Genomic DNA, 25,783 nt, shown 5'->3' with positions numbered 1-25,783 from the left:
CTCAGGCGCTGATCCGCGTCGCGTCGCGGTCCTGACGCTCGCGCTTTTTCAGGTGCACCAGCAGCAGGGAAACGGCGGCCGGCGTCACCCCCGGCACCCGCGCGGCCTGTCCCAGAGTCGCAGGCCTCGCTTCGTCAAGCTTGCCCCGAACCTCATGAGACAAGCCATCGACAGCACTGTAATCGAGCCCCTCGGGCAGTGCGAAGGTCTCATGGCGGGCCAGGCGGGCAATATCCTCGGCTTGGCGCTCGATATAGCCTGCGTATTTGGCTTGAATCGTCACCTGCTCGGCGACCTGAGGATCCGTCACGGCACCTGCCGCCAGGGGAGCGATAGCGGCATAGTCAAGCTGGGGGCGCTTTAGCAGGTCAGCAAGTGCATACTCTCGCTTCAGCTCAGTGCCCAGCTTCTTGGTTAATTGCAGTGCCGCCGGTGTTCCTGGATGCAGAAAGGTTGTACGCAGGCGCTGCTGCTCGCGCTCAATGGCCTCTCGCTTGCTTTCAAAGTGCGCCCAGCGATGATCGTCCACAAGCCCCAGACTGCGTCCGATACCGGTCAAACGAAGATCGGCGTTGTCTTCCCGCAGAAGGAGGCGGTATTCGGCACGGGAGGTGAACATGCGATAGGGCTCACGGGTTCCCAGGGTAATCAGGTCGTCCACGAGCACACCGAGATAGGCCTCGTCGCGGCGCGGACACCACGGCGCCTCGCCTTTGACCAGGCGGGCGGCATTGATGCCGGCAAGCAGCCCCTGAGCCGCCGCCTCCTCGTAGCCGGTGGTCCCATTGATCTGCCCGGCGAAGAAAAGTCCTGCCACGGGACGTGTCTCGAGAGACGGGCGCAGGTCCCGGGGATCGAAGAAATCATATTCGATAGCATAGCCGGGGCGAGTGATGACCGCCTGCTCAAAACCGGCAAGGGAACGCACAAACGCCAGCTGAACGTCGAAAGGCAGGCTGGTGGAAATCCCGTTCGGATAGAGCTCCGGCGTATCGAGACCTTCCGGTTCCACAAAAATCTGGTGTGCATCCTTGTCCGCAAAGCGATGAATCTTGTCCTCGATACTCGGGCAGTAGCGTGGCCCCGTACCCTCAATAACGCCGGAATACATGGGCGAACGATCAAGGTTCGCACGGATAAGATCGTGGGTGCGCGCATTCGTGTGCGCAATCCAGCAACAGCGCTGGTCGGGATGCGTCGCTGAATTGCCAAGAAAAGACATCACCGGGCGCGGATCATCGCCCCATTGCTGCTCAAGGGAGGCGAGGTCGACGCTGCGCGCATCGATGCGTGGCGGGGTCCCGGTCTTCAGCCGGTCGACGCGGAAAGGCAACTCCCGCAGACGCCGGGCCAAAGCAAGCGCAGGCGAATCACCAGCGCGTCCACCACTGGAACTTTCGAGGCCGATATGGATGCGACCGCCGAGGAAAGTGCCGGTACACAGCACGACGGCCGGCGCATGGAAGTCCAGGCCCATGGCGGTGCGCACCCCGATCACCCGATCGCCATCCATGAGGAGATCATCGACCGGCTGCTGGAAAAGTTGCAGCCCGGGCTGGGCCTGGATCATGCCCCGGATCGCTGATCGGTAGAGCACCCGGTCCGCCTGCGCCCGCGTTGCGCGCACCGCAGGACCCTTGCGGGCATTGAGCACGCGGAACTGAATACCGGCCTGATCCGTCGCCGCGGCCATGGCGCCACCAAGGGCATCGACCTCGCGGACAAGATGACTTTTGCCGATACCGCCGATAGCGGGATTGCAGGACAGCTGGCCCAGCGTATCAATGCTGTGTGTCAGGAGCAGGGTACGGCAACCCATGCGCGCGGCGGCCAGGCACGCCTCGGTCCCGGCGTGGCCGCCGCCGATCACGATCACGTCAAAGCTGTCCGGGTAGCGCATGGTCAACACACCTGCGGCAGAGGGCTGCGGATTATACGGGCGCTTTGCCGTTGCGCCAAACGCGGTTTTTCTTACAAGAATGAAAGAGTAGTTAGTGTATGGGGTTAAGGATGAAGAATTATTGTAGTGATTATTAGGCGCGGAGGTTCCTGGGGAAAACCCGGTTTTCCTTGCGCATAGCAAGGACTTACGCCAGCGTCAGCTCTGTGGGCTCCCGCGGTAGCTGGCGGTAGCAGGCTGGGTAGGGATTGTGGAGGGCGAAGATCACCGGCCGCACCGGGGGATAAGACGCGTTTTCATCCACCACTAAAACAGCGGCCGCTACCACTGTTCCCACAGGCCGACGGCAGCTGTGAAAACAATAGGGTATAACCCGGGGGTAAGCGGTGGACTGGAGGATAGACTTCAGGGCCGGGGGTAGGGCCTGTGCACAGGCTGTTATTTACCTATGCAGAAGCTGGAGAAAATTTCTCCCAGGAGGTCATCACTGCTGACCCTGCCCGTGATCTCTCCGAGGCTGGCCTGCACATAACGCAGGTCCTCCGCGACAAGTTCGCCTGCAGCGCTTACCGCCAGCTGTTCCCGGGCAGCGGCAAGATGTTCACCGGCGCGGTCCAGCGCATCAAGGTGGCGTCGACGGGCGCTGAAGGTGCCTTCCCCTGCGGCCTGCAGCCCAACACTGTCGCGCAGGTGGTCCCGGAGCAGATCCAGGCCCTCACCCGTGGTGGCGGATAGCCACACGTCCGCACCGCCGGCGGCGGGGCGAAACGCGGGCGCAGCGCCGGACAGATCGATCTTGTTGTGAACGCAAATCACCGGCGTGCCGGGGGGTGGGGGTGCTGCCCCGGCGGGAAGCAGGCTCGTCAGGGCAGGCACTGCGTCCCCGGCGTTGTCATCAACGACAAGCAGTACCCGATCCGCGCTGGCGATCTCGGCCATGGCGCGGCGCACGCCTTCCTGCTCCACCGGGTCATCGCTCTCGCGCAGCCCTGCCGTGTCGACAATATGCAGCGGCAGCCCGTGCACCAGGACAGCTTCCCGGAGCACGTCCCGGGTGGTGCCTGCAATGGCCGTGACGATGGCTCGCTCTTCGCCAGCGAGGGCGTTGAGCAAGCTGGATTTGCCTGCGTTGGGTCGTCCCGCGATGACGAGTTTAAGCCCTTCGCGCAGGAGGCTGCCCTGCCGGGCGCTCTCGCGCACGGCGCCAAGGCGTTCAGCGATATGGCTGAGCTGCCTGGCAACGTCTCCCTCGGCGAGGAAGTCCACGTCCTCCTCGTCGGGGAAGTCGATGGCGGCCTCGACGTAGACACGCAGGCGGGTTACCGCCGTTACCAGCTCATTGACCCGTTCACTGAAGGCGCCGCTAAGAGAGCGCAGGGCGCTGCGTGCGGCTTCGGCACTGGCGCTGTCAATGAGATCGGCGATGGCCTCGGCCTGGGCGAGGTCGAGTTTGTCATTAAGAAAGGCGCGGCGGGAAAACTCCCCCGGCTGCGCCGGGCGGGCGCCGAGGGTGCAGGCTGCCTCGAGGAGCAGGTCGAGGACTACCGGGCTTCCGTGGCAGTTGAATTCCACCACGTCCTCTCCGGTAAAGGAGTGAGGGCCGGGGAAGTACAGCACCAGTCCGTCATCGAGGCGCTCGCCGCCGGCGGCGAAGAAACCGGTGCGGTGTGCATGGCGCGGCTCGAAGCCGTCCCGCCCGGTAAGTTGCCGGGCGATAGTGATGGCAGCAGCGCCGGAGAGACGCAGGATGCCGATACCGCCACGGCCTGCCGCTGTGGCGACAGCGGCTATGGTGTCTTCGGGAGGGGCACCGGCCATGGGCTGGGCATCAGGCCTTCCCGGCGTTCTCAATCTGCCGGGTGATAATAAACTGCTGGGCCATGGAGAGCAGGTTGTTGACCAGCCAGTAGAGCACCAGCCCCGCGGGGAACCAAAGGAAAAAGAAGGTGAATACCACCGGCAGCCACTGCATTATCTTCGCCTGCATCGGGTCCGGTGGCGGTGGGTTGAGCTTCTGCATGAAAAACATGCTCGCACCCATCAGTACCGGCAGCACGAAGTAGGGATCCATCACAGAAAGGTCATCAATCCAGAGCATGAACGGTGCATGCCGTAGCTCGACGCTTTCCATCAGCACCCAGTACAGTGCGATGAAGACCGGCATCTGCACGAGGATCGGCAGGCAGCCGCCCAGCGGGTTGATTTTCTCCTTGCGGTAGAGGTCCATCATCGCCTGCGACTGCTTCTGCTTGTCGTCAGCGTATTGTTCCCGGATGTCCTGGACCTTCGGTGTGATGCGCCGCATGTTGGCCATGGAGCGATAGCTCGTGGCCGACAGCTTGTAGAAGGCGCCTTTGATCAGCACCGTCAGGGCGATGATGGCAATGCCCCAGTTGCCGACAAAGGCGTGGATCGTGTTGAGTAGCCAGAACAACGGCTGGGCTATCCACCAGAGCCAGCCGTAGTCGACGGAGAGTTCGAGGAACGGCGAGATTTCCTCGAGTCGATACTGATCCTTGGGGCCGGCGTAGAAGCGCGCCGTGCTGCTGCCGCGCTCACCCGGATCGACTACCAACGCCGGGCTGGTAAAGCCTGCGATGTTGGAGCCGGCACTGGTAACCCGCGTGGAATACGTATGTGTCTGCTCGGGGTTGGGAATCCATGCGCTCAGGAAGTAGTGCTGGATCATGGCTATCCAGGCGCCTTCGAGCTGACGCTTAAAGGGGTCCTCACGCATGTCCTTGAAGTCGAACTTGGTGAAACGATCATCCGGCTGTGTGGTGGCCGCGCCGAGGAAGGGTTGCAGGCCAAGGCCCGCATCAGCGGACGGGTCGGGGCTCGAGTCTCGCTTGATCTGGCCGAAGAGATTGCCCTGCCAGCGCGTAGCCGTGTTGTTCTCGACCAGATAGCTGACATCGAGCACGTAGTCGCCGCGGCGCAGCGTGAAGCGCTTGGTGATGATGACGCCATTACTGCCGGTCCAGCTGAGATCGACGGTCAGCGTGTCCTGGCCGGGTGCCAGCTCGTAGCGGGTCTGCGCCGCGTTGTAGCGGGCCCGCCGGGGCGCATCGATGCCATCCGGACCGACGAGGCCACTCTGCGCTACATAGGTACGGCGGTTGCTGCGCTCCAGGAGCACGTAGGGATCGTCGCCGTCGAGCTCGGCGAGGTGTTTCGGCAGGGCGACCTCAACGATATCGCCACCGTTAAGATCGATGGCCAGCTGCAGCGTATCGGTAAAGACCTGGACGATCTCTGCGCCCTCGCTCGCAGTTGACGCGGGCGTCGCGCTGTCGTCAGGTGGCGGCGGCAGGTCGGCGGGCAGTTCGTCGGTGGCCGGTGTCTCACTGCTGCCCCCCCCGGGAGCCCGGTCAACCTCCGTGGTATCTGCAGTGAGGCGCTGCGTGGCCGGCGTAACGCTCGCTTCGCGGGCGTCGCGGAAAGCGACCCACTCGGTTAGCAGCATGAACGAGAGCAGGGCGATAGCGCCGATGAGCAGGGTTCGCTGGATATCCATAATCTCTCAGTCTGTGCGTCGGGCAGCGGGTACCGGATCGGCACCGCCGGCGTGCCAGGGATGGCATTTTGACAGCCGGCGCAGGGCCAGCAGGCTGCCACGCCCGGCGCCGTGGGTCTCGATGGCATCCCTGGCGTACTGGGAACAGGTCGGGTAGAAGCGGCAGTGATGCCCCAGGAAGGGGCTGAGACACCACTGGTACAGCCGGAGTACCGCGAGCAACAGGCCCTTCATGCCGTCGCACGCTCAAGCAGGCGGCGGAACTGCCGATCGATACCACGGGCGAGGGCGACCTTGTCGAGGTCCCCCGCACCGGGTCTGGTGAGAAACACGATATCCAGAGGTACGGTCGGCGTTGGCAGGTGCCGGAAGCATTCCCGCGCAATGCGCTTGATACGGTTACGGCGCACGGCTCTGGCGACGTGTTTCTTTGCAACCGCCAGGCCCAGCCGGTGATGCGATTGCTCTGAAGGGCGAGCCAGAAGCAGAAATTCGCGCTGGCCGGCCTTGACGCTCACGCAAGAGAACACCTCCCGGTAATCTCGGGCGGTGAGCAGGCGGTGGTGCTTACGAAAGGACGCGGCCATCAGCGAAGGTACCGGCGCTCGCTGTGCGCGGCACCGGCTTACGCGGAAAGGCGCTTGCGACCTTTGGCGCGGCGCCGGGCGAGAACCAGGCGGCCGTTCTTGGTCGCCATCCGCGCGCGGAAGCCGTGGTTGCGCTTGCGCTTGAGCACGCTGGGTTGGAACGTTCTTTTCATGTCAGTGACTCGATCAGCTCTAAATAAAAGGAGGGCAGTTGCGTCCCCGCCGCGGTGCCGGGGGTGACACAGCCAAAAAAGGACGAAGAGTGTAGAGAAAACGCTCAACTTATTCAATGACTTCCGGCAGGTCCAGGCGGGCCCCCACCGGTGGTTGTGGTCAGCGGTCGTGGAGAGACCGCCGGCCGGTCTGTCCGGGCATTGCGAGCAAAGGTAGCAACACCGGGGGTTGTAGCCATCGGCCAACAAATTCCCCCAAAGATAGTAACAGGTTATACACAGGCATGTAAGGTGGGATGACTATGGGTATCAATAGGGGGTCTTTGTTATTTGTAATCACAAGTCATTGATTTAAAAGAATAAAAAAATACATTTTTTTTGTCGTGATGTGTGGATAAGTGACTTTTAGCGGGTTATGATGCACCGTTCCGTCGCCCAGTGACACAAAGATGTCAACAGGCAGCGAAAAGCACCGGAAACCAGACCAGGAACCATCGGTGTCCCGTTGTGCGCGGGGCACGAGCGAGGTGATCTTTGCCCGAAGCGGTATGGACGCAGTGCAGGAACCAGCTGCAGGACGAATTGCCGGCGCAGCAGTTTAATACCTGGATACGCCCCCTCGAAGCGCGTGAGGATGCGCGCTGCCTGAGGCTTCTCGCCCCCAACCGGTTTATCCGTGATTTTGTGGCTGATAAGTTTGCCCCGCGCATCGCAGAACTGCTGCGGGATGTGGGTATTCAGCAGGATGTCGTTCTCGAGATCATGGAGGCAAGGCAGTCTGTTTCCCTGGCAGCAGTCGCCGGTGCCGTCGCCGCGCCGGCGCGGGAGGCGCCGCTGCCGGCTTCGCGTCCGGCGCCCACGCTGGCCAGCGTGAATACACCGACCTTTGGGCACGCGCAGCAGTCAGAGGTGCATGAGGCCCTGCAGCATCAGCACAACCTGGTTGCCAACTATACATTTCGCAATTTTGTCGAGGGCAAGTCAAACCAGCTGGCCCTCGCCGCTGCCAACCAGGTCGCCGAAAACCCCGGAGATGCTTATAACCCGCTTTTCCTTTACGGGGGCGTCGGCCTCGGCAAGACCCACCTCATGCACGCCGTGGGCAACGCCCTCAAGGAGAGCAACCCGGAGGCCCGGATCGTCTACCTGCATTCCGAACGTTTCGTTGCCGACATGGTCAAGGCCCTTCAGCTCAATGCCATTACCGACTTCAAGCGCTATTACCGGTCGGTGGACGCGCTACTGATCGACGATATCCAGTTTTTTGCGAAAAAGGATCGGTCCCAGGAGGAGTTCTTCCACACCTTCAACGCCCTGTTGGAAGGTGGGCAGCAGATGATTCTCACCTGCGATCGCTATCCGAAGGAGATCGACGGGCTGGAGGAGCGCTTGAAGTCCCGCTTCGGCTGGGGCCTCACGGTTGCCGTGGAGCCCCCGGATCTCGAGACACGCGTTGCTATCCTTATGAAAAAGGCCAGCCAGTCCCAACTCGAGCTGCCGCCGGACGCTGCCTTCTTTATCGCCCAGCGCATCCGTTCCAATGTCCGTGAGCTCGAGGGTGCACTCAAGCGCGTGATCGCCAGCGCAAACTTCACCCGTCGGGCCATCGACGTCGATCTCGTCAAGGAGAGCCTCAAGGACCTTCTTGCGCTCCAGGACAAACAGGTGAGCCTCGATAACATTCAGCGGACCGTCGCTGAGTATTACAAGATCAAGGTAGCCGATCTGATGTCCCGGCGGCGTAGCCGCTCGGTGGCGCGACCCCGGCAGGTAGCCATGGCACTGGCCAAGGAGCTGACCAACCACAGCCTCCCGGAAATCGGCGACAGCTTCGGCGGGCGTGACCACACGACGGTCCTGCATGCCTGTCGCAAGATCAAGGAACTGCGGGAAACAAGCTCCGATATCCACGAAGATTACAAGAACCTGTTGCGCTCTCTGACAACTTGAGCACAATGGAGGGATGGCGCCCCGGCGCGCATCGCATTGATGTTAAAGAAAAAAGTAAGCCCTAACTTACAACAGCAACAGCGGCCGGTTAAGGAACATCCATGAAATTCAGCATACCCCGGGATGCCCTCATCAAACCCCTGAATCTGGTGGCCGGGGTTGTCGAACGGCGCAACACGCTGCCGGTACTGGCAAATGTGCTGGTACAGCTTGAAGGGGATCAACTCTCCCTGACCGGCACGGATCTTGAGGTCGAGCTGGTCGGTCGCGTGCAGCTGCCGACACCCGGCGAGGCCGGGGAGGTAACTCTACCGGCGCGTAAACTCCTGGATATCTGTAAGTCTTTACCTGAAGGTAGCGATGTGCAGATCACTGTGACCGACGCCAAAGCGATAGTCACCTCCGGTCGCAGTCGCTTTACTCTGGCGACGCTGCCGGCGCGTGAGTTCCCGAATATCGAAGACAGCATCGGCACTCACCGGTTCAGCGTTGAACCGCAACAGCTGCGTCGACTTATCGAACGCACCAGCTTCGCTATGGCGCAGCAGGACGTTCGCTACTACCTCAATGGGATGCTCTGGGAAATCAAGGCCAACCGGTTGCGCTTCGTCGCGACTGACGGGCACCGCCTGGCGATTTGTACGCTGCCCGGTGCCCTCGAGGGCGTAGACGATGCACAGGTGATTCTGCCGCGCAAGGGGGTTCTGGAATTGGGCCGTCTCCTCCACGATGATGACGAGGCGGTGACGGTTATCCTCGGCAACAACCACCTGCGTGCGACCACCGCCGGGTTTACCTTCACCTCGAAGCTCGTGGACGGTAAGTTTCCGGATTATGAGCGGGTCTTGCCCCGGTCCGCTGAAAAAGTCGTTGTCGGGTCCCGTCTTGATTTGCGGCAGGCGTTCACCCGGACCGCAATTCTCTCCAATGAGAAATACCGTGGAGTGCGCCTGAAGCTGTCTCCGGACACGCTGGAGATTGTTGCGAACAACCCGGAACAGGAGCAGGCGGAAGAAGTCGTGCCGGTAGAATACGCCGGAGACGGGCTGGAAATCGGCTTCAACGTGGGCTACCTGCTAGATGTGCTCGCGGTGCTGTCCGGTGAAGAGGTGCGTTTCTCTCTTTCTGACCCGAACAGCAGTGCTCTGCTGGAGGAGTCTGAGGCAGGCGACTCGCTCTATGTCGTCATGCCGATGCGGCTTTGATGGGGTTGTTTTTTCCCGGGTGACTGGCGTTCTACCGGGCGGATGCCGGGAGAAGGTCCAGCCTCGTCTGCTGAGTGGCCCGTTTTCCCGGATCTGATCATCTCCGCTCCTACCGCCTGAAAGTCTGCCCTGCCGCTTTCGGTATGCATGAGGCGGTAGAGCTGAGGGCGGGAGGCCTCTTTCACAAAGCGTGTATCGGGGAACGACTGAGAGAGGCCTCCCGCCCTCAGTCCGGAGTTGCAAGATGACCGTTGGCCTTCACCGTCTGAAATGCTGACCCGCGTCGATATCTACAACATCCGCAACCTCGAGGCAGTGCGTCTGCATGACCTCGGCCGGGTCTGTGTGCTGTTCGGGGAGAACGGCAGCGGCAAGACCAGTGTGCTTGAAGCGATTCACATGCTCAGCCTCGCCCGTTCCTTCCGCGCCAGTAGCGCCCGCTCTGTTATCCGTCACGGGGAGTCGCATTGCACGGTCTATGGCGAAGTGTCGCACGGGGGCGGCGCAGTCCGCGCATTGGGAGTACAGCGGGAGCGATCGGGTATGGCCATGCTCAAGGTTGCCGGTCGGCCCGTACGTAACGTGTCGGGCCTGGTTGCGGAGCTGCCGGTGCTGGTGATCAATGCCGACAGCTTTCAGCTCCTGGTTGGTGCGCCTGCGGCCAGGCGACGCTTCCTGGATTGGGGTGTGTTCCACGTGGAACACGAATTCTTTGCGGCCTGGCAGCGTTTTCAGCGCTGCATCAAGCAGCGCAACACGCTACTCCGGCGTGATAAACTGCAAACTGAAGAGCTTGATGCCTGGACACATGATCTGGCCCTGGCAGGGGAGCGACTGACGATGTGCCGGCACCGTTATTTTGAGCAGCTCGTGCCAGTCTTTCACGAAGTCGCTGAAAAACTGGTGCCGGAGTGTGGCAGCTTGGCCCTGCGTTTTCGCCAGGGTTGGGATGCAACGCTGTCTTATGCGGAAGCGCTCAAGGCCTCAACGGCTTCCGATCGTGACCAGGGATATACGCACGTAGGACCGCAGCGCGCTGAGATTATTGTGACGGTAGACGGCCACAGTGCGGCGGATACCCTTTCGAGGGGGCAGCAGAAGCTCGTGGTGTGTGCTTTGAAGCTTGCGCAAGGCTATGTGCTGAAGCAGCAGGATCGATCGATGACATGTGCCTATCTCATCGATGATCTGCCCTCGGAGCTGGATGCGGGGCACACTCGGCGTGTCTGCGCGCAGCTCGAGGCCCTTGGGGCTCAGGTTTTTATCACCTGCATCGCGGAAGACGCGATCGCAGGTATGTGGCCCGCAGCAGCGGCGCCACCGCAATTGTTCCACGTGGAACAGGGGCAGGTGACTTCGGTGGGGCGTGCCAATCCCGGCGCGCCAGCACCGTCGATAGCGGACAGTGAGAACGACGCATGAGCGAACAAGACAACTCTGGCCAGTACGACTCCTCCAGTATCAAGGTTCTGAAGGGCCTGGATGCGGTGCGCAAGCGGCCCGGTATGTACATTGGCGATACGGACGATGGTACGGGCCTGCATCACATGGTGTTCGAGGTGGTGGATAACTCCATCGACGAGGCGCTCGCCGGCTACTGCAGCACTGTTCGCATCACGATTCACCCTGATGAATCGGTGTCGGTGTCCGATGATGGCCGCGGAATTCCCACAGAGATGCACGAAGAGGGCGTTTCCGCCGCTGAAGTGATCATGACGGTGCTCCACGCTGGTGGCAAATTCGACGACAATACCTACAAGGTGTCCGGTGGCCTCCATGGTGTGGGCGTGTCGGTGGTCAACGCGCTGTCGGAGGAGCTGCGCCTGACGATCTGGCGGGATGGCAAGGTTTACGAGCAGGTCTACCACCACGGTGTTGCTCAGGCGCCGCTGGCGGTGATCGGCGAGACGGAGCAGACCGGCACCCTGATTCGCTTCAAACCGTCCGCTGCGACCTTTACAAACATCGAATTCCACTTCGATTTGCTGGCAAAGCGGCTCCGGGAGCTCGCATTCCTCAATTCCGGCGTGCATATCGACCTCAAAGACGAGCGTAGTGGCAAGGCCGAGACCTACCACTATGAGGGCGGCTTGCAGGAGTTTGTGAACTACCTCAATCACAATAAAACGCTCATCAACCGGCCCTTTCACTTCCTGGTGGATGTTGAGGGCGGGATGACCGTCGAGGTGGCGATGCAATGGAACGATGCGTTCCAGGAAAACATCTTCTGTTACACCAACAATATTCCGCAGCGGGATGGCGGTACCCACCTTGCCGGATTCCGCGCCAGTCTGACTCGCAGTCTGAATGCCTATATCGAGCGGGAAGGTCTGGCGAAAAAGGCCAAGGTAAATACTACGGGCGATGATGCGCGCGAAGGGCTTACCGCTATCATCTCCGTCAAGGTGCCGGATCCGAAGTTCTCCTCGCAGACCAAGGACAAGCTGGTTTCTTCAGAGGTGAAAACTGCCGTTGAGCAGGCTATGAATACGCATTTTTCTGACTATCTGCTCGAAAATCCGCAAGAGGCCAGGGCCGTCGTCGGCAAGATGCTTGATGCCGCCCGGGCACGGGAAGCCGCGCGGAAGGCCCGGGAAATGACCCGGCGCAAAGGTGCCCTGGATATCGCCGGCCTGCCCGGCAAGCTGGCGGACTGTCAGGAAAAAGATCCCGCGTTGTCCGAGCTGTTCCTGGTGGAGGGCGATTCCGCTGGAGGTTCTGCAAAACAGGGCCGGAGCCGTCGTTTTCAGGCGATCCTGCCGTTGAAGGGTAAAATCCTGAACGTTGAGAAAGCGCGTTTCGACAAGATGCTGGGTTCTGCCGAGGTCGGTACCATGGTGACAGCGCTTGGTTGCGGTGTCGGCAAGGAAGAATTTGACGCCGACAAGCTTCGCTACCATAGCATTATTATCATGACCGATGCTGATGTAGATGGGTCCCATATTAGAACCCTTCTGCTGACTTTCTTCTTCCGGCATATGCGGGAACTTATCGATCGCGGTCACGTCTTTATCGCCCAGCCGCCGCTGTTCAAAATCAGCCGTGGCAAGCAGCACAATTACCTGAAGGACGAAGCTGCGCTGACGCAGTATCTGACCGAGGCAGCACTGGACGGGGCCGCGCTCTATGTGAATGCGGAGGCTCCGGCAATTACCGGCGAGTCCCTGGCGGCGCTGGTCGGGCGTTTCCGGGCCGTTGCCGCTACCATCGATCGGCTGTCGCGCCGCTATTCGCCCTCGGTGCTGTGGGCCATTGTCGATGGACTGCGCCTGGCTGCAGAGGAGCTGACAGACGAGGCAGCCGTAGCGCGCTTCGCAGAGGACCTGAGTGAGCGCTTACAACCCGCCCTGGGCCAGGGCGAGCGCTACACCGTCCTGGTGCGGCGCGCACCGGAGCAGGGCTACTTCTACCCCGTTGTGCGCTTGCTGGCTCACGGTGTCGAGACCGAGCACGATTACCAGCGTGATTTCTTCGCCTCCGGCGAGTATCGCAGCCTCGCTGAGCTCGGTGACGAGCTGAACAGCCTTATCGATGAGGGCGGTTACTTCCAGCGCGGCGAGAAGACCCTCGAGACCCGCAATTTTTCCGAGGGCCTGGCCTGGCTCATGGCGGAGGCCCGCAAGGGCTACAGTATCCAGCGCTACAAGGGCCTTGGCGAAATGAACCCGGACCAGCTCTGGGAAACCACCATGGACCCGGAGACCCGGCGTCTGCTGCAGGTGACCGTTGAGGATGCGATCAAGGCTGATCAGATCTTCACTACCCTGATGGGTGATCAGGTGGATCCGCGACGGGAGTTTATCGAAGAGAACGCGCTCTCCGTTGCCAACCTCGACGTCTGACTGCCGGCCCGGTAACGGCTGGCCCCGGAGTTTTCCGCGGCCGGTCGCCTAGCTTGATGGTTCCTCCGTGTCGCCGGGCTCCGGCGGCGCCAGGACCAGATCCAGGCGTGCATCGTCCAGCTCCGGATGCAGCGGCTCCATGGCCGGCAGCTCTTTGCTGGCCTTGGCCGAGAGTGTCTTGAAGCGCTCGACCTTCCCGTGCAATCCCTGGTTGCCGACCAGGGCTGTGACCGTATCGTTGTAGTGGTTGCCGGCGGCGGTCAGGGACTTGCCAAGCTTCGACAGGCGCTCGGAGACCAGGCAAACCTGGTTGAACAGGTCGCCGGCAGCGTCGGAGATCTGCCGGGCCTCCCGATTGCTGCGGTCCACCATCCACAGGTTGGCCACCGTGCGCAGAATCGGCATGAGCGTTGTGTGCGATACCATGACCACGTTGCGCTGGTAGCCGTAGTTGAACAGGTCCCGGTTTTCCTTCATCGCCTCGATATAGGCGGGCTCAATGGGCATGAACATGAGCACGAAGCTTGGGCTGCCAAGTTCCGGCAGATTGGCATAGTCCTTGCCGGCGAGGTCATCGATGTGCCGGCGGACCGCCTGTACATGCGCGGTCAGGGCCTGCTGACGCTCCGCGTCGCTGGCGGCGGTGACCGCGCGCTCGTAGTCCACGAGGGAGACCTTGCTGTCGATGACCAGGTGTTTGCCGTCCGGTAGCTTGATCAGGAAGTCCGGCTGCTTGCGCCTGCCCTCGGCGTCGCGAAAGCTCGCCTGGGTTGCGTAGTGTTCCTCGCGCAGGAGGCCCGCCATCTCCAGCGTTCGCTCAAGCTGTGCCTCCCCCCAGTTGCCGGCGGCTTTATTGTCCCCCTTCAGGGCGAGGGTCAGGTTGTCGGCCTGTTCGTTCATTTTCAGACCGATGTCGAGGACTTTCTGGATTTCCTTCTCCAGCGCTGTATTGCCCTTGAGCGTATCGCCATGGACTTCATTGACCCGCCGCTGGAAGCCCTCGATCTGTTCCCGGAAAGGCTTGAGCAGTGATTCCAGCGACTGGCGATTGTGGTCGGAAAAGCGCCGTCCTTTGGCTTCGAAAATACGGTTGGCCAGATTCTCGAACTCCCGGGAAAGCTGTTCCCGACTGTCCTTGAGGAGCGCGAGCTGTTCGCTGTAGCGGCTTTCCCGGTGACTGAGCTCTGCCTTGAGCTCCGCCTCCCGGCGAGACAGCTGCGCACTGTCGGCCCGCGCCTCCGCGAGGGTTGCGCGGGCGCGTTCGCTCTCTGCCGCCGCCGCAGCGAGTTGTCCCTCCAGCCCCTCGCAGCGCGCCTGCCATCGTCCCAGTGCGCGGCCGCGCAGGAGGGCGCCGGTGCCGGCGCCAAGGAGTAGCGCGATGACTAACGCCAGCGCGGGATAGAGGAATTCCGGGTTGGTCATAGGCGCAGTGTAAAGCACCGCCGCCGGTTTCAGCGCGGTTCCAGCAGAGAGATGTCAGCGACGGCGAGGAACTGCTGGCGCAGTGCCTGCAGCAGGGCCCGCCGGTTGGCGCGCAGGGCCGGGTCCTCGGCATTGACCATGACCTCATCGAAGAAGCGGTCTACAGGCTCGCGCAGCGTGGCGAGCGCCGCCAGCGCCTCGCGGTAGGCGCCGCCGGTCAGCTGTGCCTCACTTGCGGCGCCTGCCTGCGTGAGTGCATCCCAAAGCGCGCTTTCCGCGGGCTCAACGAAGCGGGCCGGGTCGACCGCCACCGCCGCGCTGTCGTCGTCCGTTTTGGCGAGGATATTGGCTACGCGCTTGTTTGCGGCGGCGAGGGCCTCGGCTTCCGGCAAATCGCTGAAGGCGTGGACCGCGTGCACGCGCCGATGGATGTCCAGCGGTCGGCTGGGCCCGAGCGCGGCGACGGCGCGGAAGGTGCCGCCGGGAATACCCTCGTCCTCGAACCAGGCGCGGAAGCGCTCGATGCTGTAGGCGAGCGTCTGCTCGATCGTGTCGTCGGCCAGGGTCCCGGCGGGGAACTGGGCCGCCGCCAGGGCGAGGGCGTCGCGCAGGTCGAGGTCGATCGCCTTTTCCACGAGAATGCGCAGCACGGCGAGGGCCGCGCGGCGCAGGGCAAAGGGATCCCGGGAGCCCGTGGGCGGCTGGCCGATGCCGAAGATTCCCACCAGCGTATCCAGCCGGTCTGCAAGCGCCAGGGCCGTGGCGACGGGCCCTTCCGGCAGGCGATCGCCGGCAAAGCGAGGCCAGTACTGCTGCTGCAGAGCTTCGGCAACGCCGGGCGCCTCGCCGTCGTAACGCGCGTAGTAGGTGCCGGCAATGCCCTGCAGATCGCCGAACTCCAGCACCAGCTCGGTGGTAAGGTCGGCCTTGGCCAGGTGGGCCGCGCGCTCGCAGTCATCGGCGGGAGCGCCGAGGGCGCCGGCGAGCTCGCGTACAAGGCATTGCACCCGGGAGGTTTTATCCCAGAGTGTACCGAGGTCTTTCTGGAAGACGACGTCTTTAAGCGCAGCGACGCGGCTGGCGAGCGTTGCCTGTCGGTCCTGCTCATAGAAAAAGGCGGCGTCGGCAAGGCGTGGGCGGATGACCCGCTCGTTACCGGCGATGACCTGGGCCGGGTCCCGGCTCTCGATGTTGGCGATGGTGATGAAGTGCGGCAGCAGTTCACCGTCTGCGTCCACCACATGAAAATACTTCTGGTGCTCCTTCATGGCGGAGACCAGGGCCTCCGGCGGCACGGCGAGGAAGCGCTCGTCGAAGGCGCCAGTGAGGGCGACGGGCCACTCCACCAGCCCGGTCACCTCGTCCAGCAGGTCGTCGTCGATCACCGCCCTGGCGCCGAGGGCACTCGCCTCGACCGCCACCTGCTCGCGGATCATGCTCCGGCGCCGCTCGAAGTCCGGCACCACCCAGGCCTCGGCGAGGGCCTGCTCATAGTCTGCGGGGTGGGCCAGCGGGATGTCCCGGTCTGCGTGGAACCGGTGGCCGCGGGTACAGCTGCCGGCAGCGATGCCGAAAACCTCGCAGGGCTGCAGTTCGTCGCCGAAGAGGGCGACGACCCAGTGCACGGGGCGCACAAACTCCATGCGATTCGCCCCCCAGCGCATGCGTTTGCTGATCGGCAGGCCGGCCAGGGCCTCGTCGATGATGGTACCGAGACTGTCCGCCGTGCGGGCGCCGGCTTCCTCCCGACGCAGCCCGAGGCGCTGCCCCTTGGGGGTGTCGATGAGCTCGAGGTCGTCGGGCGCCACGCCCTGTTTGCGCGCAAAGCCCGCGGCGGCCTGCGTCCAGGCGCCGCTGTCGTCCCGGGCGCGTTCAGCCGGTGGGCCGAGGAGCTCCAGCTGGCGGGCCGGGGCCGCCGCGGCCACGTCCTCAACCAGCACTGCCAGGCGGCGGGGAGTCGCGAACCAGCGCGCTTCGCCGTGGGCCAGCTCCCGTGCTGACAGGCCCCCGAGGACACCCTCACGAAAGGCCAGCCCCAGTGTTTTCAAGTCCTTTGGTGGCAGCTCTTCCGTGCCCAGTTCAACCAGCAGTGTTTCTGTGTTCATGCGCCGGCCTCCGCTGTCTGTCGTTCGGCGAGGGCCGCCTCGCGCAGCGCCGCGTCGGCCATGGGAAAGCCGAGGCGGGCCCGCGCTTCGACGTAGGCGGCGGCTACGGACCGGGCCAGGGTGCGCACGCGCAGAATGAAGCGCTGCCGCTCGGTCACGGAGATCGCGTGGCGCGCGTCGAGGAGATTGAAGGTGTGCGACGCTTTCATGACCATTTCGTAGGCGGGCAGGGGCAGGTCCAGCTCGACGAGCCGGCTGGCCTCTACCTCATAGTGGTCGAACTGGTGAAAGAGCTCCTTCGTGTCTGCCTCGCGAAAGTTGTAGCGCGACATCTCTACTTCGTTCTGGTGAAACACGTCGCCGTAGGTCACGGTGCCCGCCGGCGTCCGTGTCCAGACGAGGTCATATACGCTGTCCACGCCCTGCAGGTACATGGCGATGCGCTCAAGGCCGTAAGTGATTTCGCCGGTGACCGGGAAGCATTCAAGGCCCCCCGCCTGCTGGAAGTAGGTAAACTGGGTGACTTCCATGCCGTTGAGCCAGACTTCCCAGCCCAGGCCCCAGGCGCCGAGGGTGGGCGACTCCCAGTTATCCTCCACGAAGCGTACATCGTGGATGGCCGTGTCGACGCCGAGGGCGCGCAGGGACTCGAGGTACAGGGCCTGGAACGCCGGCGGCGAGGGTTTCATGACAACCTGAAACTGGTAGTAGTGCTGCAGCCGGTTCGGGTTTTCGCCATAGCGCCCGTCTGTGGGGCGCCTGCTGGGTTGCACGTAGGCGGCGTTCCAGTTCTCCGGCCCCAGGCAGCGCAGAAAGGTGGCCGGGTGAAAGGTGCCGGCTCCCACTTCCATGTCCAGCGGCTGCAGGATCACGCAGCCCTGCTCGCCCCAGAAGGTCTGCAGGCGCAGGATCAGCTCCTGGAAGGTCAGCTTGTCGCTCATGCTCAGTCCGTCCGCAGCGCCCCGGCTCGGGAGCCGGGAACAAAAAAGCAGCTATTATACAGGCTGTGCCCCCGGCATAATATGCGCGTGCGCCGCTGCTGCGGCGTCCATCCAGGCTTTCCCGGCCACCAGCGAACCCCATCCTTTAAGCGGAGTCGCGCATGTTCTACGGTAAACTCGTCGCCGGCCTCCTTGGCCTATTGGTAGCCGGCCCCCTGGGGCTGCTTCTCGGCCTGTTCCTCGGCCATCTTTTCGATCGCGGTCTCGCGGCCCAGTTTGCTCTGGGTGGCCGCGAGGGCATTGCCCGTATCCAGCGCAGCTTCTTCGAAAGCTGCTTCCTGCTGCTGGGCTACATCGCCAAGGCTGACGGGCGGGTCTCCCAGGCGGAGGTCGATCACACGGAGGCGCTGTTTCGCCAGCTGCGCCTGAACCCCGAGCAGCGCAGAGAGGCCATCGCGCTGTTCAAGGAGGGCACCGGCCCCGGCTTTGACCCGGCGCCCGTGGTCGCGCGCTTCCTCGAGGCCTGTCGCGGTCAGCGGCTGTTGAAGCAGACGCTGCTGTTCTTCCTGGTGTCGCTGGCGCTGGCGGATCACCAGCTCGATGCGGCAGAGCGGCGCGTCCTCGGCGAGGTCGCCGGCCTCCTCGGCTACACGGAGGCTCAGCTGGAACAGATCCTCGGCATGACCCGGGCCCAGGAGCACTTTCACGGCGCCGGCGGCGCGGCCGTTCAGCCAGGCACCTCCCTCGAGGACGCCTATGCCGCCCTGGGGGTCAGCCCGGAGGTCGACGACCGGGAGCTGAAGCGCGCCTACCGCAAGCTCATGAGTGAGCATCACCCGGACAAGCTCATCGCCCGGGGGGTTCCGGAGGACATGCTGAAGGTGGCGACGGAGCGCGCTCAGGAGATCCAGGTGGCTTACGAGATGATCCGCAAAGCCCGGGACCGGGGCTGAGACCGCCGGTCTACTGGCGCCAGAACATTGGCGTGAACAGAACCAGCAGCGTGAAGATCTCAAGGCGGCCGAGCAGCATGGCCAGGCAGAGTACACCCTTTGCAAAATCTCCAATATCGGCGTAGTTAGCGCTTACTGCACCCAGGCCCGGGCCGAGGTTGTTGAGGGTCGCCGCCATGGCCGAGAAGGCCGTCAGGAAGTCCAGCCCCGTGGCCATGAGCACCAGCATCAGCACGATGAATACAAACGTATAGACGGCGAAGAAGCTCCAGACCGCGCTGACCACGGTGGCTTCCACCCGCCGGTTGCCGACTTTCAGGGGGATCACCGCGTGCGGATGCACCAGCTGCTTGAGTTCACGGATGCCCTGCTTGTAGATGAGCATGAGGCGCATGGCCTTGATGCCCCCGCCGGTGGAACCGACGCAGCCGCCCATGAAGGAGAACATGATCAGCATCATGGGCAGGAAGCCGGGCCAGGCGGCGAAGTCGTGGGTGGCAAAGCCCGTGGTGGTGGTGATCGACACGGCCTGAAACAGGCCGTGAACGATACCGTCCTCGACCTCGAGGGTGCCTGAGGCAATTAGGTAGGCGATGGTCGCGGTGCCGCAGACAAGCATGGCGCTGCCGAAGAAGCGGGTTTCAGAATCCTGCCGGTAGTGGCTCAAGGTGCGCCGGCTCCAGGCACTGTAGTGCATGCCGAAGCTGATGGCCGAAACCAGCATGAACAGGGTGCAGATCAGGTAGATGGGGTTGCTGTCGAAGTAGCCCATGCTCGCGTCGTGCGTACTGAAGCCGCCGATGGCCACGGTGGATAGGGCGTGGCAGAGCGCATCGAAGGGCGTCATCCCGGCGGCAAAGTAGGCCAGGCCGCAGGTAATGGTAAGGGCCAGGTAGATGATGAACAGGGCCTTTGCCGTCTCCGCGATCCGAGGGGTCAGCTTGCTGTCCTTGCTCGGCCCCGGCGTCTCCGCGCGGTAGAGCTGCATGCCGCCGATGCCGAGCATCGGCAGGATAGCCACCGCGACCACGATGATGCCGATGCCGCCGAGCCACTGCAGCAGCTGGCGGTACAGGAGCAGCGACGTGGGCAGGTCGTCCAGGCCCACGAGTACCGTCGCCCCGGTAGTCGTGAGCCCGGAGACCGATTCGAAGACGGCGTCCACCGGGCTCACATCCAGGGACCCGGTGAGGGCGAAGGGCAGTGCGCCGAACAGCCCGAGTACCGTCCAGAAAAGCGAAGTGATCAGGAAACCGTCGCGGATGCGAAGCTCCCGTTGCGCACCGCTCAGGGTCAGCCAGAGCAGCAGACCGGAGGAAAGGGTAATGGCGAAGGCAGTCAGGAAGCCCGGCACGGTCTCGTCCTCGGCTACCACCGCCACCACCAGCGGCACCAGCTGGGCGCTGGAGAAAAGTGTCAGCAGCAGGCCGAGAATGCGCAGGGAGATGGCGAGCTGCATGCGCCTGCCCGGGGCCTAGGAAAAGAAGCCGAGGCCGACGGCGAAGAGCTTCTCCACTGCCGGGATGCGCGTCTTATCCACCACGAAGAGGATCACGTGGTCACCGGTCTCCACCACCACGTGGCGATGGGCGATGAGTACCTGATCGCCGCGGACGATGGCGCCGATCGTCACGCCTTCCGGCAGCGCGATGTCTTCCAGCTTGCGGCCCACGACCCGTGATGAGTAGGCATCGCCAAGGGCCGTGAGTTCCAGCGCCTCGGCGGCGCCGCGGCGCAGGGAATGGATGTTACTGACCTCCCCCTTGCGCACGTGGGCGAGAAGGCTGCTGATGGTGATCTCCTGGGGCGAGATGGCGATATCGATCTCGTCGCCGACGAGCTCCGCATAGGCCTTGTTGGTGATCAGGGTGATCACCTTTCTGGCTCCAAGGCGCTTGGCCAGCATCGACATCATGATGTTGGACTCGTCGTTGTTGGTCAGGGCGCAGAAGACATCAACGGATTCAATGCTTTCTTCCTTGAGCAGCTGCGGCTGCGAGGCGCTGCCGTCGATCACTAGCGTGTGCTTGAGGCGCTCGGACAGATCGCGGCAGCGGGCGTAGCTGTTTTCAATGAGCTTGACCGCGTAATCCTTTTCGATGCCGGCGGCCAGGCGCTCGCCGATGTTGCCGCCACCGGCGATCATCACCCGGCGGTAGGGCTTGTCAACCCGGCGCAGCTCGGCCATTACCTGGCGGATGTGCTTGCGGGCTGCGATGAAGAACACCTCGTCATCGGCCTGCACCACCGTGTCACCCTCGGGGATGATGGCCCGGTCCTGGCGGAAGATGGCGGCTACCCGGGTGTCCACGTCAGGCATGTGCTTGCGGATGGCCGCCAGCTCCTGGCCCACGATGGGGCCGCCGTGCACGGCGCGCACCGCCACCAGCTGCACGCTGCCCCCGGCGAAGTCCATGACCTGCAGCGCGCCGGGGTTGATGATGAGCTGGCGGATGCTGTCGGTGATCAGCTGCTCGGGCCCGATGATGACGTCGATGGGGATGTGTTCGCGGCTGAAGAGCGATTCCTGGCGGTCGAGATAGGCCGTGGCCCGGACGCGCGAGATAGTTCGCGGGGTGCGGTAGAGTGTGTGCGCGACCTGGCAGGCGACCATGTTGATCTCGTCGCTGTTGGTCACCGCGATGAGCATCTCCGCATCGGCAAGGCCGGCGCTTTCCAGCGTATCAGGGTGGGAGGCCTCGCCGGTGACGGTGCCGATATCCAGATGGTCCTGGAGAGCGCGAAGCTTGTCGCTGTTGGTGTCGACGACGGTGATATCGTTCTTCTCGTCGGCAAGGTGTTCGGCGAGGGTACCCCCGACTTGTCCTGCCCCGAGGATGATGATTTTCATGCCGCGCTGACCGCCCCGCTGACGTGCATGAACCTTAAAGAAAACCCGCGGCGATTGTAAGCCTTCGCCGGCATCAGGACGCTTTTTCCAGTAGCGCGTAGTAGAGCCCGTCGGTGCCGTCTGCGTCCGGTAGCAGCTGATAACCATGGGCAGTGCGCTCGGCCCCGGCGATCGCCAGCGTGCACTCGCCGGCGTCACTTCCTGCCTTGAGCAGCGCTTCGACGACGGCATCGTTTTCGGCACCGAAGATCGAGCAGGTGACGTACAACAGCCGGCCCCCCGGCGCGAGGCGGGCCCAGCAGCTCTCGAGGATTGCCCGCTGGCGCGTCGCCAGGCGGTCAGCGTCGTCATCCCGGCGCAACACCTTGATGTCCGGATGCCGGCGAACAACCCCACTGCCGCTGCAGGGGGCGTCCACTAGAATGCGCTGGAAAGGCTCTTCACCGGCCAGCAAAGCCGGATCGGCAGCATCGCCGGTGAGGCAGCGCGCAGCCAGTCCCAGGCGGTTCAGATTCTCTTCAACGCGCCGGAGGCGATGCCGGTCCACGTCCAGGGCCGTGAGTGCGCAGCCCGGGGCGATCTCCAGCAGGTGACAGGCCTTTCCGCCGGGCGCTGCACAGGCGTCCAGCACGCGCTCACCGTCCCGGGGAGCGAGCAGCTGTGCCGCCAGCTGGGCCGCCTCGTCCTGGACGCTCAGGAGGCCGGCAGCGAAACCGGGCAGTGCTTCCACCGGGCACGGTCGACTCAGGGTGATGGCATCTGCGGACAGCGTTCCCGTCCGCGCCTCGATCCCGGCGCCCGCCAGCGCCGCAAGTACCGCGGCGCGGTTGCTGCGCTGGCGGTTCACCCGCAGCGTGAGGGGCGGCTGACTGTTGTTGGCGCTGACAATACGCTCCAGCGCCTGCGGCCATTCCGCTGCAAGCGCCCGGAAAAACCAGGCGGGGTGCGCTGCGGCAGCCGCCGGCGGCAGGGTTGCTTCCAGGGCCGCCTGCTCCCGCCGGTAGCGCCGCAGCACGGCATTCAGCAGTCCGCGGGCCCAGGGTTTGCCGAGCGTGGCTGTCGCGGCCACTGTCTCTGCCACCGCCGCGTGATCCGGAATGCGGGTGGCGTCGAGCTGGTACAGGCCAAGAAGCAGCAGGGCATGAACGTCCTGATCCTTGCGGCGCAGGGGGCGGTCGAGGAGTTTACCGGCGAGGGCCTCCAGGCGCGGTGCCAGGCGCAGGGTGCCGTAGCAGAGCTGGGCGAGCAGTGGCCGCTCGCGCTCCGCGATCTGCTCCTGGGCGCTCGCGAGGAGGGCATCCAGGGAGCGGCCGGCGAGCACTCCGGCGATAACGCCGGCGGCGACGGCCCGGGAATTGGCGGCCATCAGGCCGGCGTTGTGCCGAAGCGCGTGCCCGGCGCCAGCCGGTCGGCGCGGGCACGCAGCAACTCGGCCACGGGCAGGCGACGGCCACCGGGAAATTGCAGCTCCGTGAGACGCAGGCAGCCCTCGCCGCAGGCGACGAGCAGGCCGCTGTCGTCGCCTGCCAGGATCGTTCCCGGTGCGCCGGAGGGTCCCGTCGCCGTGACCGCGTGCCAGACCTTCAGCCGTTCCCCGTTCAAGGTAGTGAAACAGACCGGGAACGGATTGAAGGCGCGGATCTGTCGCGCCAGCTGTACCGCGGGCAGCGTCCAGTCCAGGGCCGCCTCGGCCTTGTCGATCTTGCTGGCGTAGCTGGCGGCGCTGTCGTCCTGGGCAGCGGCTGCGGCCTGCCGCGCGGGCAGGTCGGCGAGCACGGAAAGGAGCAGGGGCGGGCCCAGGGCCGCCAGGCGGTCATGGAGGTCAGCGGCGGTGGTTTCCTCGTCGACAGGGCAGCTGGCGGTGGCGAGCATGGCGCCGGTGTCGAGGCCGGCATCCATCTGCATGATGGTTACCCCTGACACGCTGTCCCCGGCTTCGATGGCGCGCTGGATCGGTGCCGCACCGCGCCAGCGGGGCAGCAGCGAGGCGTGTACGTTCAGGCAGCCGCGGGCCGGCAGGGAAAGCACGGCCTGGGGCAGTATGAGGCCGTAGGCGACCACGATCAGCACATCGGCCGCGTAGGCGGCGAGCGTCTCCTGCACCGAGGGATCGCGCAGGGTCGGCGGCTGCAGCACCGGCACGCCGGCGGCGCTCGCGGTCTCTTTCACCGGGCTGGCGCTCAGGCGCTTGCCGCGCCCGGCGGGCCGGTCCGGCTGGGTGAGCACGGCCAGCACGTCGTGAGCCGGCGCTGCCAGCAGCGCCTCCAGATGGATGCGCGCGAACTCGGGCGTGCCCGCGAAGAGGAGTTTCACTGGCTCAGGCGCGCACGCGCTGGGCTTTTTCCAGCTTACGGCGGATGCGCTGGCGCTTGAGGGGCGAGATGTAGTCGACGAACAGCTTGCCGTCGAGGTGGTCCACCTCGTGTTGCAGGCAGATCGCGGCAAGACCCTCCAGCTCTTCTGTGAACACCTCGCCGTCGCGGCCGAGGGCGCACACGCGGATGCGCTGCGGCCGGTTAACCGCTTCATAGAAGCCGGGGACGGAGAGGCAGCCCTCGTCGTATTCCCCCAGCTCCTGGTCGAGTACCTCGAACTCGGGATTGATGTAGACCCGGGGCTCATTGCGCTCCGCAGAGGTGTCCATGACCAGCAGACGCTGGTGGACGTTGACCTGGGTCGCCGCCAGGCCGATGCCGCCAGCGTCATACATGGTGTCGAGGAGGTCATCGACGAGCGTGCGCAGCGTGTCGTCCACGGACTCCACGGGAGCGGCGCGGGTGCGCAGCCGCGGATCGGGGAAAGAAAGAATGTCCATGATTGCCATTGGCAGCAGCCCTTGTGCGTTCTCCCGGGAAATCCTGCGGGCGGCGTGAATAGTCCCGCGGGGACTTGTCAGTTGCCCGCCGTCACAGCAAACTCTGATTATACAGGTCTGTTTTGCGCCCGGCGACGTCGGCTGCAACGCAGACGTCGGGGGAAGCAGCCGTCCAGGACGACTGCACAAAAACAGCGGGCCAGCCATGAGCAACTCGAGATCACTCGGTAGCAATGTCTCAACGGGGGCACTTTGCGCCGTGCTCCTTGCGCTGCTGCTGGGGATCGTCGCGCCGCCGGCCGCCGCGCTGGAACTGGCCGAGGGCGCGCCGGAGACCTACGTCGTCAGGAAGGGCGACACGCTCTGGGGCATTGCCGGCATGTACCTCGATGAGCCCTGGCTCTGGCCCGAGCTCTGGGACGTCAACCCGCAGATCGACAACCCGCACCTTATTTTTCCCGGTGACCAGCTTTATCTGAGCTGGGTCGATGGCAAGCCGCGGCTCGCGGTGCGCCGGGGCCGGGACGTCAAGCTCACCCCCAACATGCGTGTCTCCCAGCGGGATCTTGCGATCCCCGTGATTCCCCTGGACCAGATCGGTGCCTTCCTGCGTCGGCACCGTATCCTCAACGCCGAGCAACTGGACAACGCCGCCTACGTGGTCGCCGCCTCGGAAGAGCGCCTCATCAGCGCGGCCGGCGATCGCGTCTACGGTCGGGGCCATTTCCCCGATGGCGAGCGCAGCTACGGGATCTATCGCGCCGGTGATGTCTACCGGGACCCACTGACCCTGGAGATCCTCGGCTACCAGGGCAAGGATATCGGCGATGCGCAGCTGCTTTCGAGTAACCGCGACGAGGTCACGGAACTGGAAGTGACCCGGGTGACCGAGGAAGTGCGCATCACCGACCGGCTCCTGCCGCTGGAGGAGCGTATCCTCGACGCCACCTTCCAGCCCCGGGCGCCGGCCGTGAACCTCGACAACGCGTTCATGATCGCTGTCGACGGCGGCGTCAGTCAGATTGGCACCACCGACATCGTGGTTCTTAACAAGGGCGCCCGCGACGGCCTCGAGCGCGGACACGTGCTCGCTATCTACAAGGCCGGGGCGATGCAGTTTGACGAGATCGCCCGCGACAACGTGCGCCTGCCGGACGTGCGCGCGGGGCTGGCGATGGTCTTCGAGGTGTCCGAGAAGGCCAGCTACGCGCTCGTGCTCAAGGCCAGCCGGGTGTTGAAAGTGATGGACAAAGTGAAAAACCCCTAGGGTAGACTCTTACGCTGAACGGGACACAAGCGCGCCGCAGGGACGCGGCGCGCGCGGCGCACCAGGCGCCGCCCGGCCAGGGATGAGTTATGCCCGGGGACAGCCTCGCCCACTGCCTGCTGCTCGACTTCTGTGACGGCCTGACGCCCGCGGCCGCCCGCGCGCTGCTGGCTGCTTCTCCCGACAGTGAACAGTGCCTTGCTGCCGGCCCCGGAGCCTGGCGCCGCGCCGGCGTGCCGGCGGCAGCCTGCGACG

20 protein-coding genes are annotated in these 25,783 nt (G+C 64.0%); 6 read left to right on the top strand and 14 right to left on the bottom strand.

The window, feature by feature from the left end:
- Position 1: 1 nt before the first annotated feature.
- The 6 genes from mnmG to rpmH all read right to left on the bottom strand — a co-directional run bounded on the left by mnmG (position 2) and on the right by rpmH (position 6,177).
- Positions 2 to 1,900, bottom strand: a complete 1,899-nt coding sequence (gene mnmG, locus HRUBRA_RS08985) for a tRNA uridine-5-carboxymethylaminomethyl(34) synthesis enzyme MnmG (protein WP_035516447.1) — start codon at positions 1,898 to 1,900, stop codon at positions 2 to 4.
- Between the two features lie 438 nt (positions 1,901 to 2,338).
- Positions 2,339 to 3,718, bottom strand: coding sequence for a tRNA uridine-5-carboxymethylaminomethyl(34) synthesis GTPase MnmE (gene mnmE, locus HRUBRA_RS08980; RefSeq protein WP_035516445.1), 1,380 nt, complete (start codon positions 3,716 to 3,718; stop codon positions 2,339 to 2,341).
- A gap of 10 nt (positions 3,719 to 3,728) precedes the next feature.
- The gene (gene yidC, locus HRUBRA_RS08975; RefSeq protein ID WP_035516442.1) at positions 3,729 to 5,417 is read right to left on the bottom strand and encodes a membrane protein insertase YidC; all 1,689 of its coding nucleotides are present in this window, start codon (positions 5,415 to 5,417) and stop codon (positions 3,729 to 3,731) included.
- Between the two features lie 6 nt (positions 5,418 to 5,423).
- Positions 5,424 to 5,651 carry a membrane protein insertion efficiency factor YidD gene (yidD, locus tag HRUBRA_RS08970; RefSeq protein WP_035516441.1) on the bottom strand — a complete coding sequence of 76 codons (228 nt, stop codon included), beginning with the start codon at positions 5,649 to 5,651 and terminating at the stop codon, positions 5,424 to 5,426.
- A complete protein-coding gene (rnpA, locus tag HRUBRA_RS08965; protein WP_035516440.1) occupies positions 5,648 to 6,004 on the bottom strand; it encodes a ribonuclease P protein component in 357 nt (118 codons plus the stop codon). Before rnpA ends, yidD begins: the two co-directional genes overlap by 4 nt.
- 38 nt (positions 6,005 to 6,042) lie before the next feature.
- A complete protein-coding gene (rpmH, locus tag HRUBRA_RS08960) occupies positions 6,043 to 6,177 on the bottom strand; it encodes a 50S ribosomal protein L34 (RefSeq protein ID WP_035516438.1) in 135 nt (44 codons plus the stop codon).
- Between the two features lie 534 nt (positions 6,178 to 6,711).
- On the opposite strand from rpmH, the gene dnaA reads away from it, so the two are divergent.
- The 4 genes from dnaA (at position 6,712) to gyrB (ending at position 13,174) form a co-directional block, all read left to right on the top strand.
- Complete coding sequence (dnaA, locus tag HRUBRA_RS08955; protein WP_035516437.1) at positions 6,712 to 8,127, top strand: chromosomal replication initiator protein DnaA; 1,416 nt, start codon at positions 6,712 to 6,714, stop codon at positions 8,125 to 8,127.
- A 101-nt stretch (positions 8,128 to 8,228) separates the two neighbouring features.
- Positions 8,229 to 9,332 carry a DNA polymerase III subunit beta gene (gene dnaN / locus HRUBRA_RS08950; RefSeq protein WP_035516435.1) on the top strand — a complete coding sequence of 368 codons (1,104 nt, stop codon included), beginning with the start codon at positions 8,229 to 8,231 and terminating at the stop codon, positions 9,330 to 9,332.
- A gap of 270 nt (positions 9,333 to 9,602) precedes the next feature.
- A complete protein-coding gene (recF, locus tag HRUBRA_RS08945; RefSeq protein WP_052094576.1) occupies positions 9,603 to 10,754 on the top strand; it encodes a DNA replication/repair protein RecF in 1,152 nt (383 codons plus the stop codon).
- Positions 10,751 to 13,174 (top strand): DNA topoisomerase (ATP-hydrolyzing) subunit B, encoded by a 2,424-nt coding sequence (gene gyrB / locus HRUBRA_RS08940; protein WP_035516434.1) that lies wholly within the window; start codon positions 10,751 to 10,753, stop codon positions 13,172 to 13,174. Before recF ends, gyrB begins: the two co-directional genes overlap by 4 nt.
- 48 nt (positions 13,175 to 13,222) lie before the next feature.
- Here the strand turns inward: gyrB and HRUBRA_RS08935 are convergent, their stop codons facing one another.
- From HRUBRA_RS08935 to glyQ, 3 genes are read right to left on the bottom strand one after another with little or no spacing between them, the layout of a single operon-like run.
- The gene (locus HRUBRA_RS08935; RefSeq protein WP_052094575.1) at positions 13,223 to 14,596 is read right to left on the bottom strand and encodes a DNA recombination protein RmuC; all 1,374 of its coding nucleotides are present in this window, start codon (positions 14,594 to 14,596) and stop codon (positions 13,223 to 13,225) included.
- Between the two features lie 29 nt (positions 14,597 to 14,625).
- The gene (glyS, locus tag HRUBRA_RS08930; RefSeq protein ID WP_035516433.1) at positions 14,626 to 16,701 is read right to left on the bottom strand and encodes a glycine--tRNA ligase subunit beta; all 2,076 of its coding nucleotides are present in this window, start codon (positions 16,699 to 16,701) and stop codon (positions 14,626 to 14,628) included.
- Positions 16,698 to 17,642: a glycine--tRNA ligase subunit alpha gene (gene glyQ / locus HRUBRA_RS08925; protein WP_035516432.1), complete on the bottom strand. Its 945-nt coding sequence runs from the start codon at positions 17,640 to 17,642 to the stop codon at positions 16,698 to 16,700. The genes glyS and glyQ overlap by 4 nt, the downstream gene beginning before the upstream one ends.
- A 161-nt stretch (positions 17,643 to 17,803) precedes the next feature.
- Between glyQ and djlA the strand changes: the two genes are divergently transcribed.
- Positions 17,804 to 18,595 (top strand): co-chaperone DjlA, encoded by a 792-nt coding sequence (gene djlA, locus HRUBRA_RS08920; RefSeq protein ID WP_035516430.1) that lies wholly within the window; start codon positions 17,804 to 17,806, stop codon positions 18,593 to 18,595.
- Positions 18,596 to 18,605: 10 nt separating this feature from the next.
- Here djlA and HRUBRA_RS08915 read toward each other — a convergent pair whose 3' ends face one another.
- The 5 genes from HRUBRA_RS08915 to def form a co-directional block, all read right to left on the bottom strand.
- Entirely contained in the window at positions 18,606 to 20,054 is a 1,449-nt protein-coding gene (locus HRUBRA_RS08915; protein ID WP_035516428.1) for a TrkH family potassium uptake protein, read from the bottom strand.
- Between the two features lie 15 nt (positions 20,055 to 20,069).
- Positions 20,070 to 21,446: a Trk system potassium transporter TrkA gene (gene trkA / locus HRUBRA_RS08910; RefSeq protein WP_035516426.1), complete on the bottom strand. Its 1,377-nt coding sequence runs from the start codon at positions 21,444 to 21,446 to the stop codon at positions 20,070 to 20,072.
- 73 nt (positions 21,447 to 21,519) lie between these two features.
- Entirely contained in the window at positions 21,520 to 22,812 is a 1,293-nt protein-coding gene (gene rsmB, locus HRUBRA_RS08905) for a 16S rRNA (cytosine(967)-C(5))-methyltransferase RsmB (protein ID WP_035516425.1), read from the bottom strand.
- Entirely contained in the window at positions 22,812 to 23,759 is a 948-nt protein-coding gene (fmt, locus tag HRUBRA_RS08900; RefSeq protein WP_035516423.1) for a methionyl-tRNA formyltransferase, read from the bottom strand. Before fmt ends, rsmB begins: the two co-directional genes overlap by 1 nt.
- 4 nt (positions 23,760 to 23,763) lie before the next feature.
- On the bottom strand, positions 23,764 to 24,270 hold the full coding sequence (def, locus tag HRUBRA_RS08895) for a peptide deformylase (protein WP_035516421.1): 507 nt from the start codon (positions 24,268 to 24,270) through the stop codon (positions 23,764 to 23,766).
- Between the two features lie 196 nt (positions 24,271 to 24,466).
- Here def and HRUBRA_RS08890 point away from each other — a divergent pair, with 196 nt between their 5' ends.
- Complete coding sequence (locus tag HRUBRA_RS08890) at positions 24,467 to 25,528, top strand: LysM peptidoglycan-binding domain-containing protein (protein ID WP_052094574.1); 1,062 nt, start codon at positions 24,467 to 24,469, stop codon at positions 25,526 to 25,528.
- Positions 25,529 to 25,783 lie beyond the last annotated feature (255 nt).

The organism is Pseudohaliea rubra DSM 19751, from assembly GCF_000764025.1.
In the GTDB taxonomy this organism is placed as follows: Bacteria; Pseudomonadota; Gammaproteobacteria; order Pseudomonadales; family Halieaceae; genus Pseudohaliea; species Pseudohaliea rubra.
This window is presented reverse-complemented; position numbering and strand designations above follow the sequence as displayed.

Excerpts from the sequence above, each read along its gene's own strand:
- rsmB (WP_035516425.1), bottom strand. The coding sequence starts at position 22,812 with ATGGCCGCCAATTCCCGGGCCGTCGCCGCCGGCGTTATCGCCGGAGTG.
- mnmG (WP_035516447.1), bottom strand. The coding sequence starts at position 1,900 with ATGCGCTACCCGGACAGCTTTGACGTGATCGTGATCGGCGGCGGCCAC.
- HRUBRA_RS08935 (WP_052094575.1), bottom strand. The coding sequence starts at position 14,596 with ATGACCAACCCGGAATTCCTCTATCCCGCGCTGGCGTTAGTCATCGCG.
- def (WP_035516421.1), bottom strand. The coding sequence starts at position 24,270 with ATGGCAATCATGGACATTCTTTCTTTCCCCGATCCGCGGCTGCGCACC.
- rpmH (WP_035516438.1), bottom strand. The coding sequence starts at position 6,177 with ATGAAAAGAACGTTCCAACCCAGCGTGCTCAAGCGCAAGCGCAACCAC.
- HRUBRA_RS08890 (WP_052094574.1), top strand. The coding sequence starts at position 24,467 with ATGAGCAACTCGAGATCACTCGGTAGCAATGTCTCAACGGGGGCACTT.
- glyQ (WP_035516432.1), bottom strand. The coding sequence starts at position 17,642 with ATGAGCGACAAGCTGACCTTCCAGGAGCTGATCCTGCGCCTGCAGACC.
- rnpA (WP_035516440.1), bottom strand. The coding sequence starts at position 6,004 with ATGGCCGCGTCCTTTCGTAAGCACCACCGCCTGCTCACCGCCCGAGAT.
- mnmE (WP_035516445.1), bottom strand. The coding sequence starts at position 3,718 with ATGGCCGGTGCCCCTCCCGAAGACACCATAGCCGCTGTCGCCACAGCG.
- HRUBRA_RS08915 (WP_035516428.1), bottom strand. The coding sequence starts at position 20,054 with ATGCAGCTCGCCATCTCCCTGCGCATTCTCGGCCTGCTGCTGACACTT.
- yidD (WP_035516441.1), bottom strand. The coding sequence starts at position 5,651 with ATGAAGGGCCTGTTGCTCGCGGTACTCCGGCTGTACCAGTGGTGTCTC.
- trkA (WP_035516426.1), bottom strand. The coding sequence starts at position 21,446 with ATGAAAATCATCATCCTCGGGGCAGGACAAGTCGGGGGTACCCTCGCC.
- recF (WP_052094576.1), top strand. The coding sequence starts at position 9,603 with ATGCTGACCCGCGTCGATATCTACAACATCCGCAACCTCGAGGCAGTG.
- yidC (WP_035516442.1), bottom strand. The coding sequence starts at position 5,417 with ATGGATATCCAGCGAACCCTGCTCATCGGCGCTATCGCCCTGCTCTCG.
- gyrB (WP_035516434.1), top strand. The coding sequence starts at position 10,751 with ATGAGCGAACAAGACAACTCTGGCCAGTACGACTCCTCCAGTATCAAG.
- glyS (WP_035516433.1), bottom strand. The coding sequence starts at position 16,701 with ATGAACACAGAAACACTGCTGGTTGAACTGGGCACGGAAGAGCTGCCA.
- dnaN (WP_035516435.1), top strand. The coding sequence starts at position 8,229 with ATGAAATTCAGCATACCCCGGGATGCCCTCATCAAACCCCTGAATCTG.
- djlA (WP_035516430.1), top strand. The coding sequence starts at position 17,804 with ATGTTCTACGGTAAACTCGTCGCCGGCCTCCTTGGCCTATTGGTAGCC.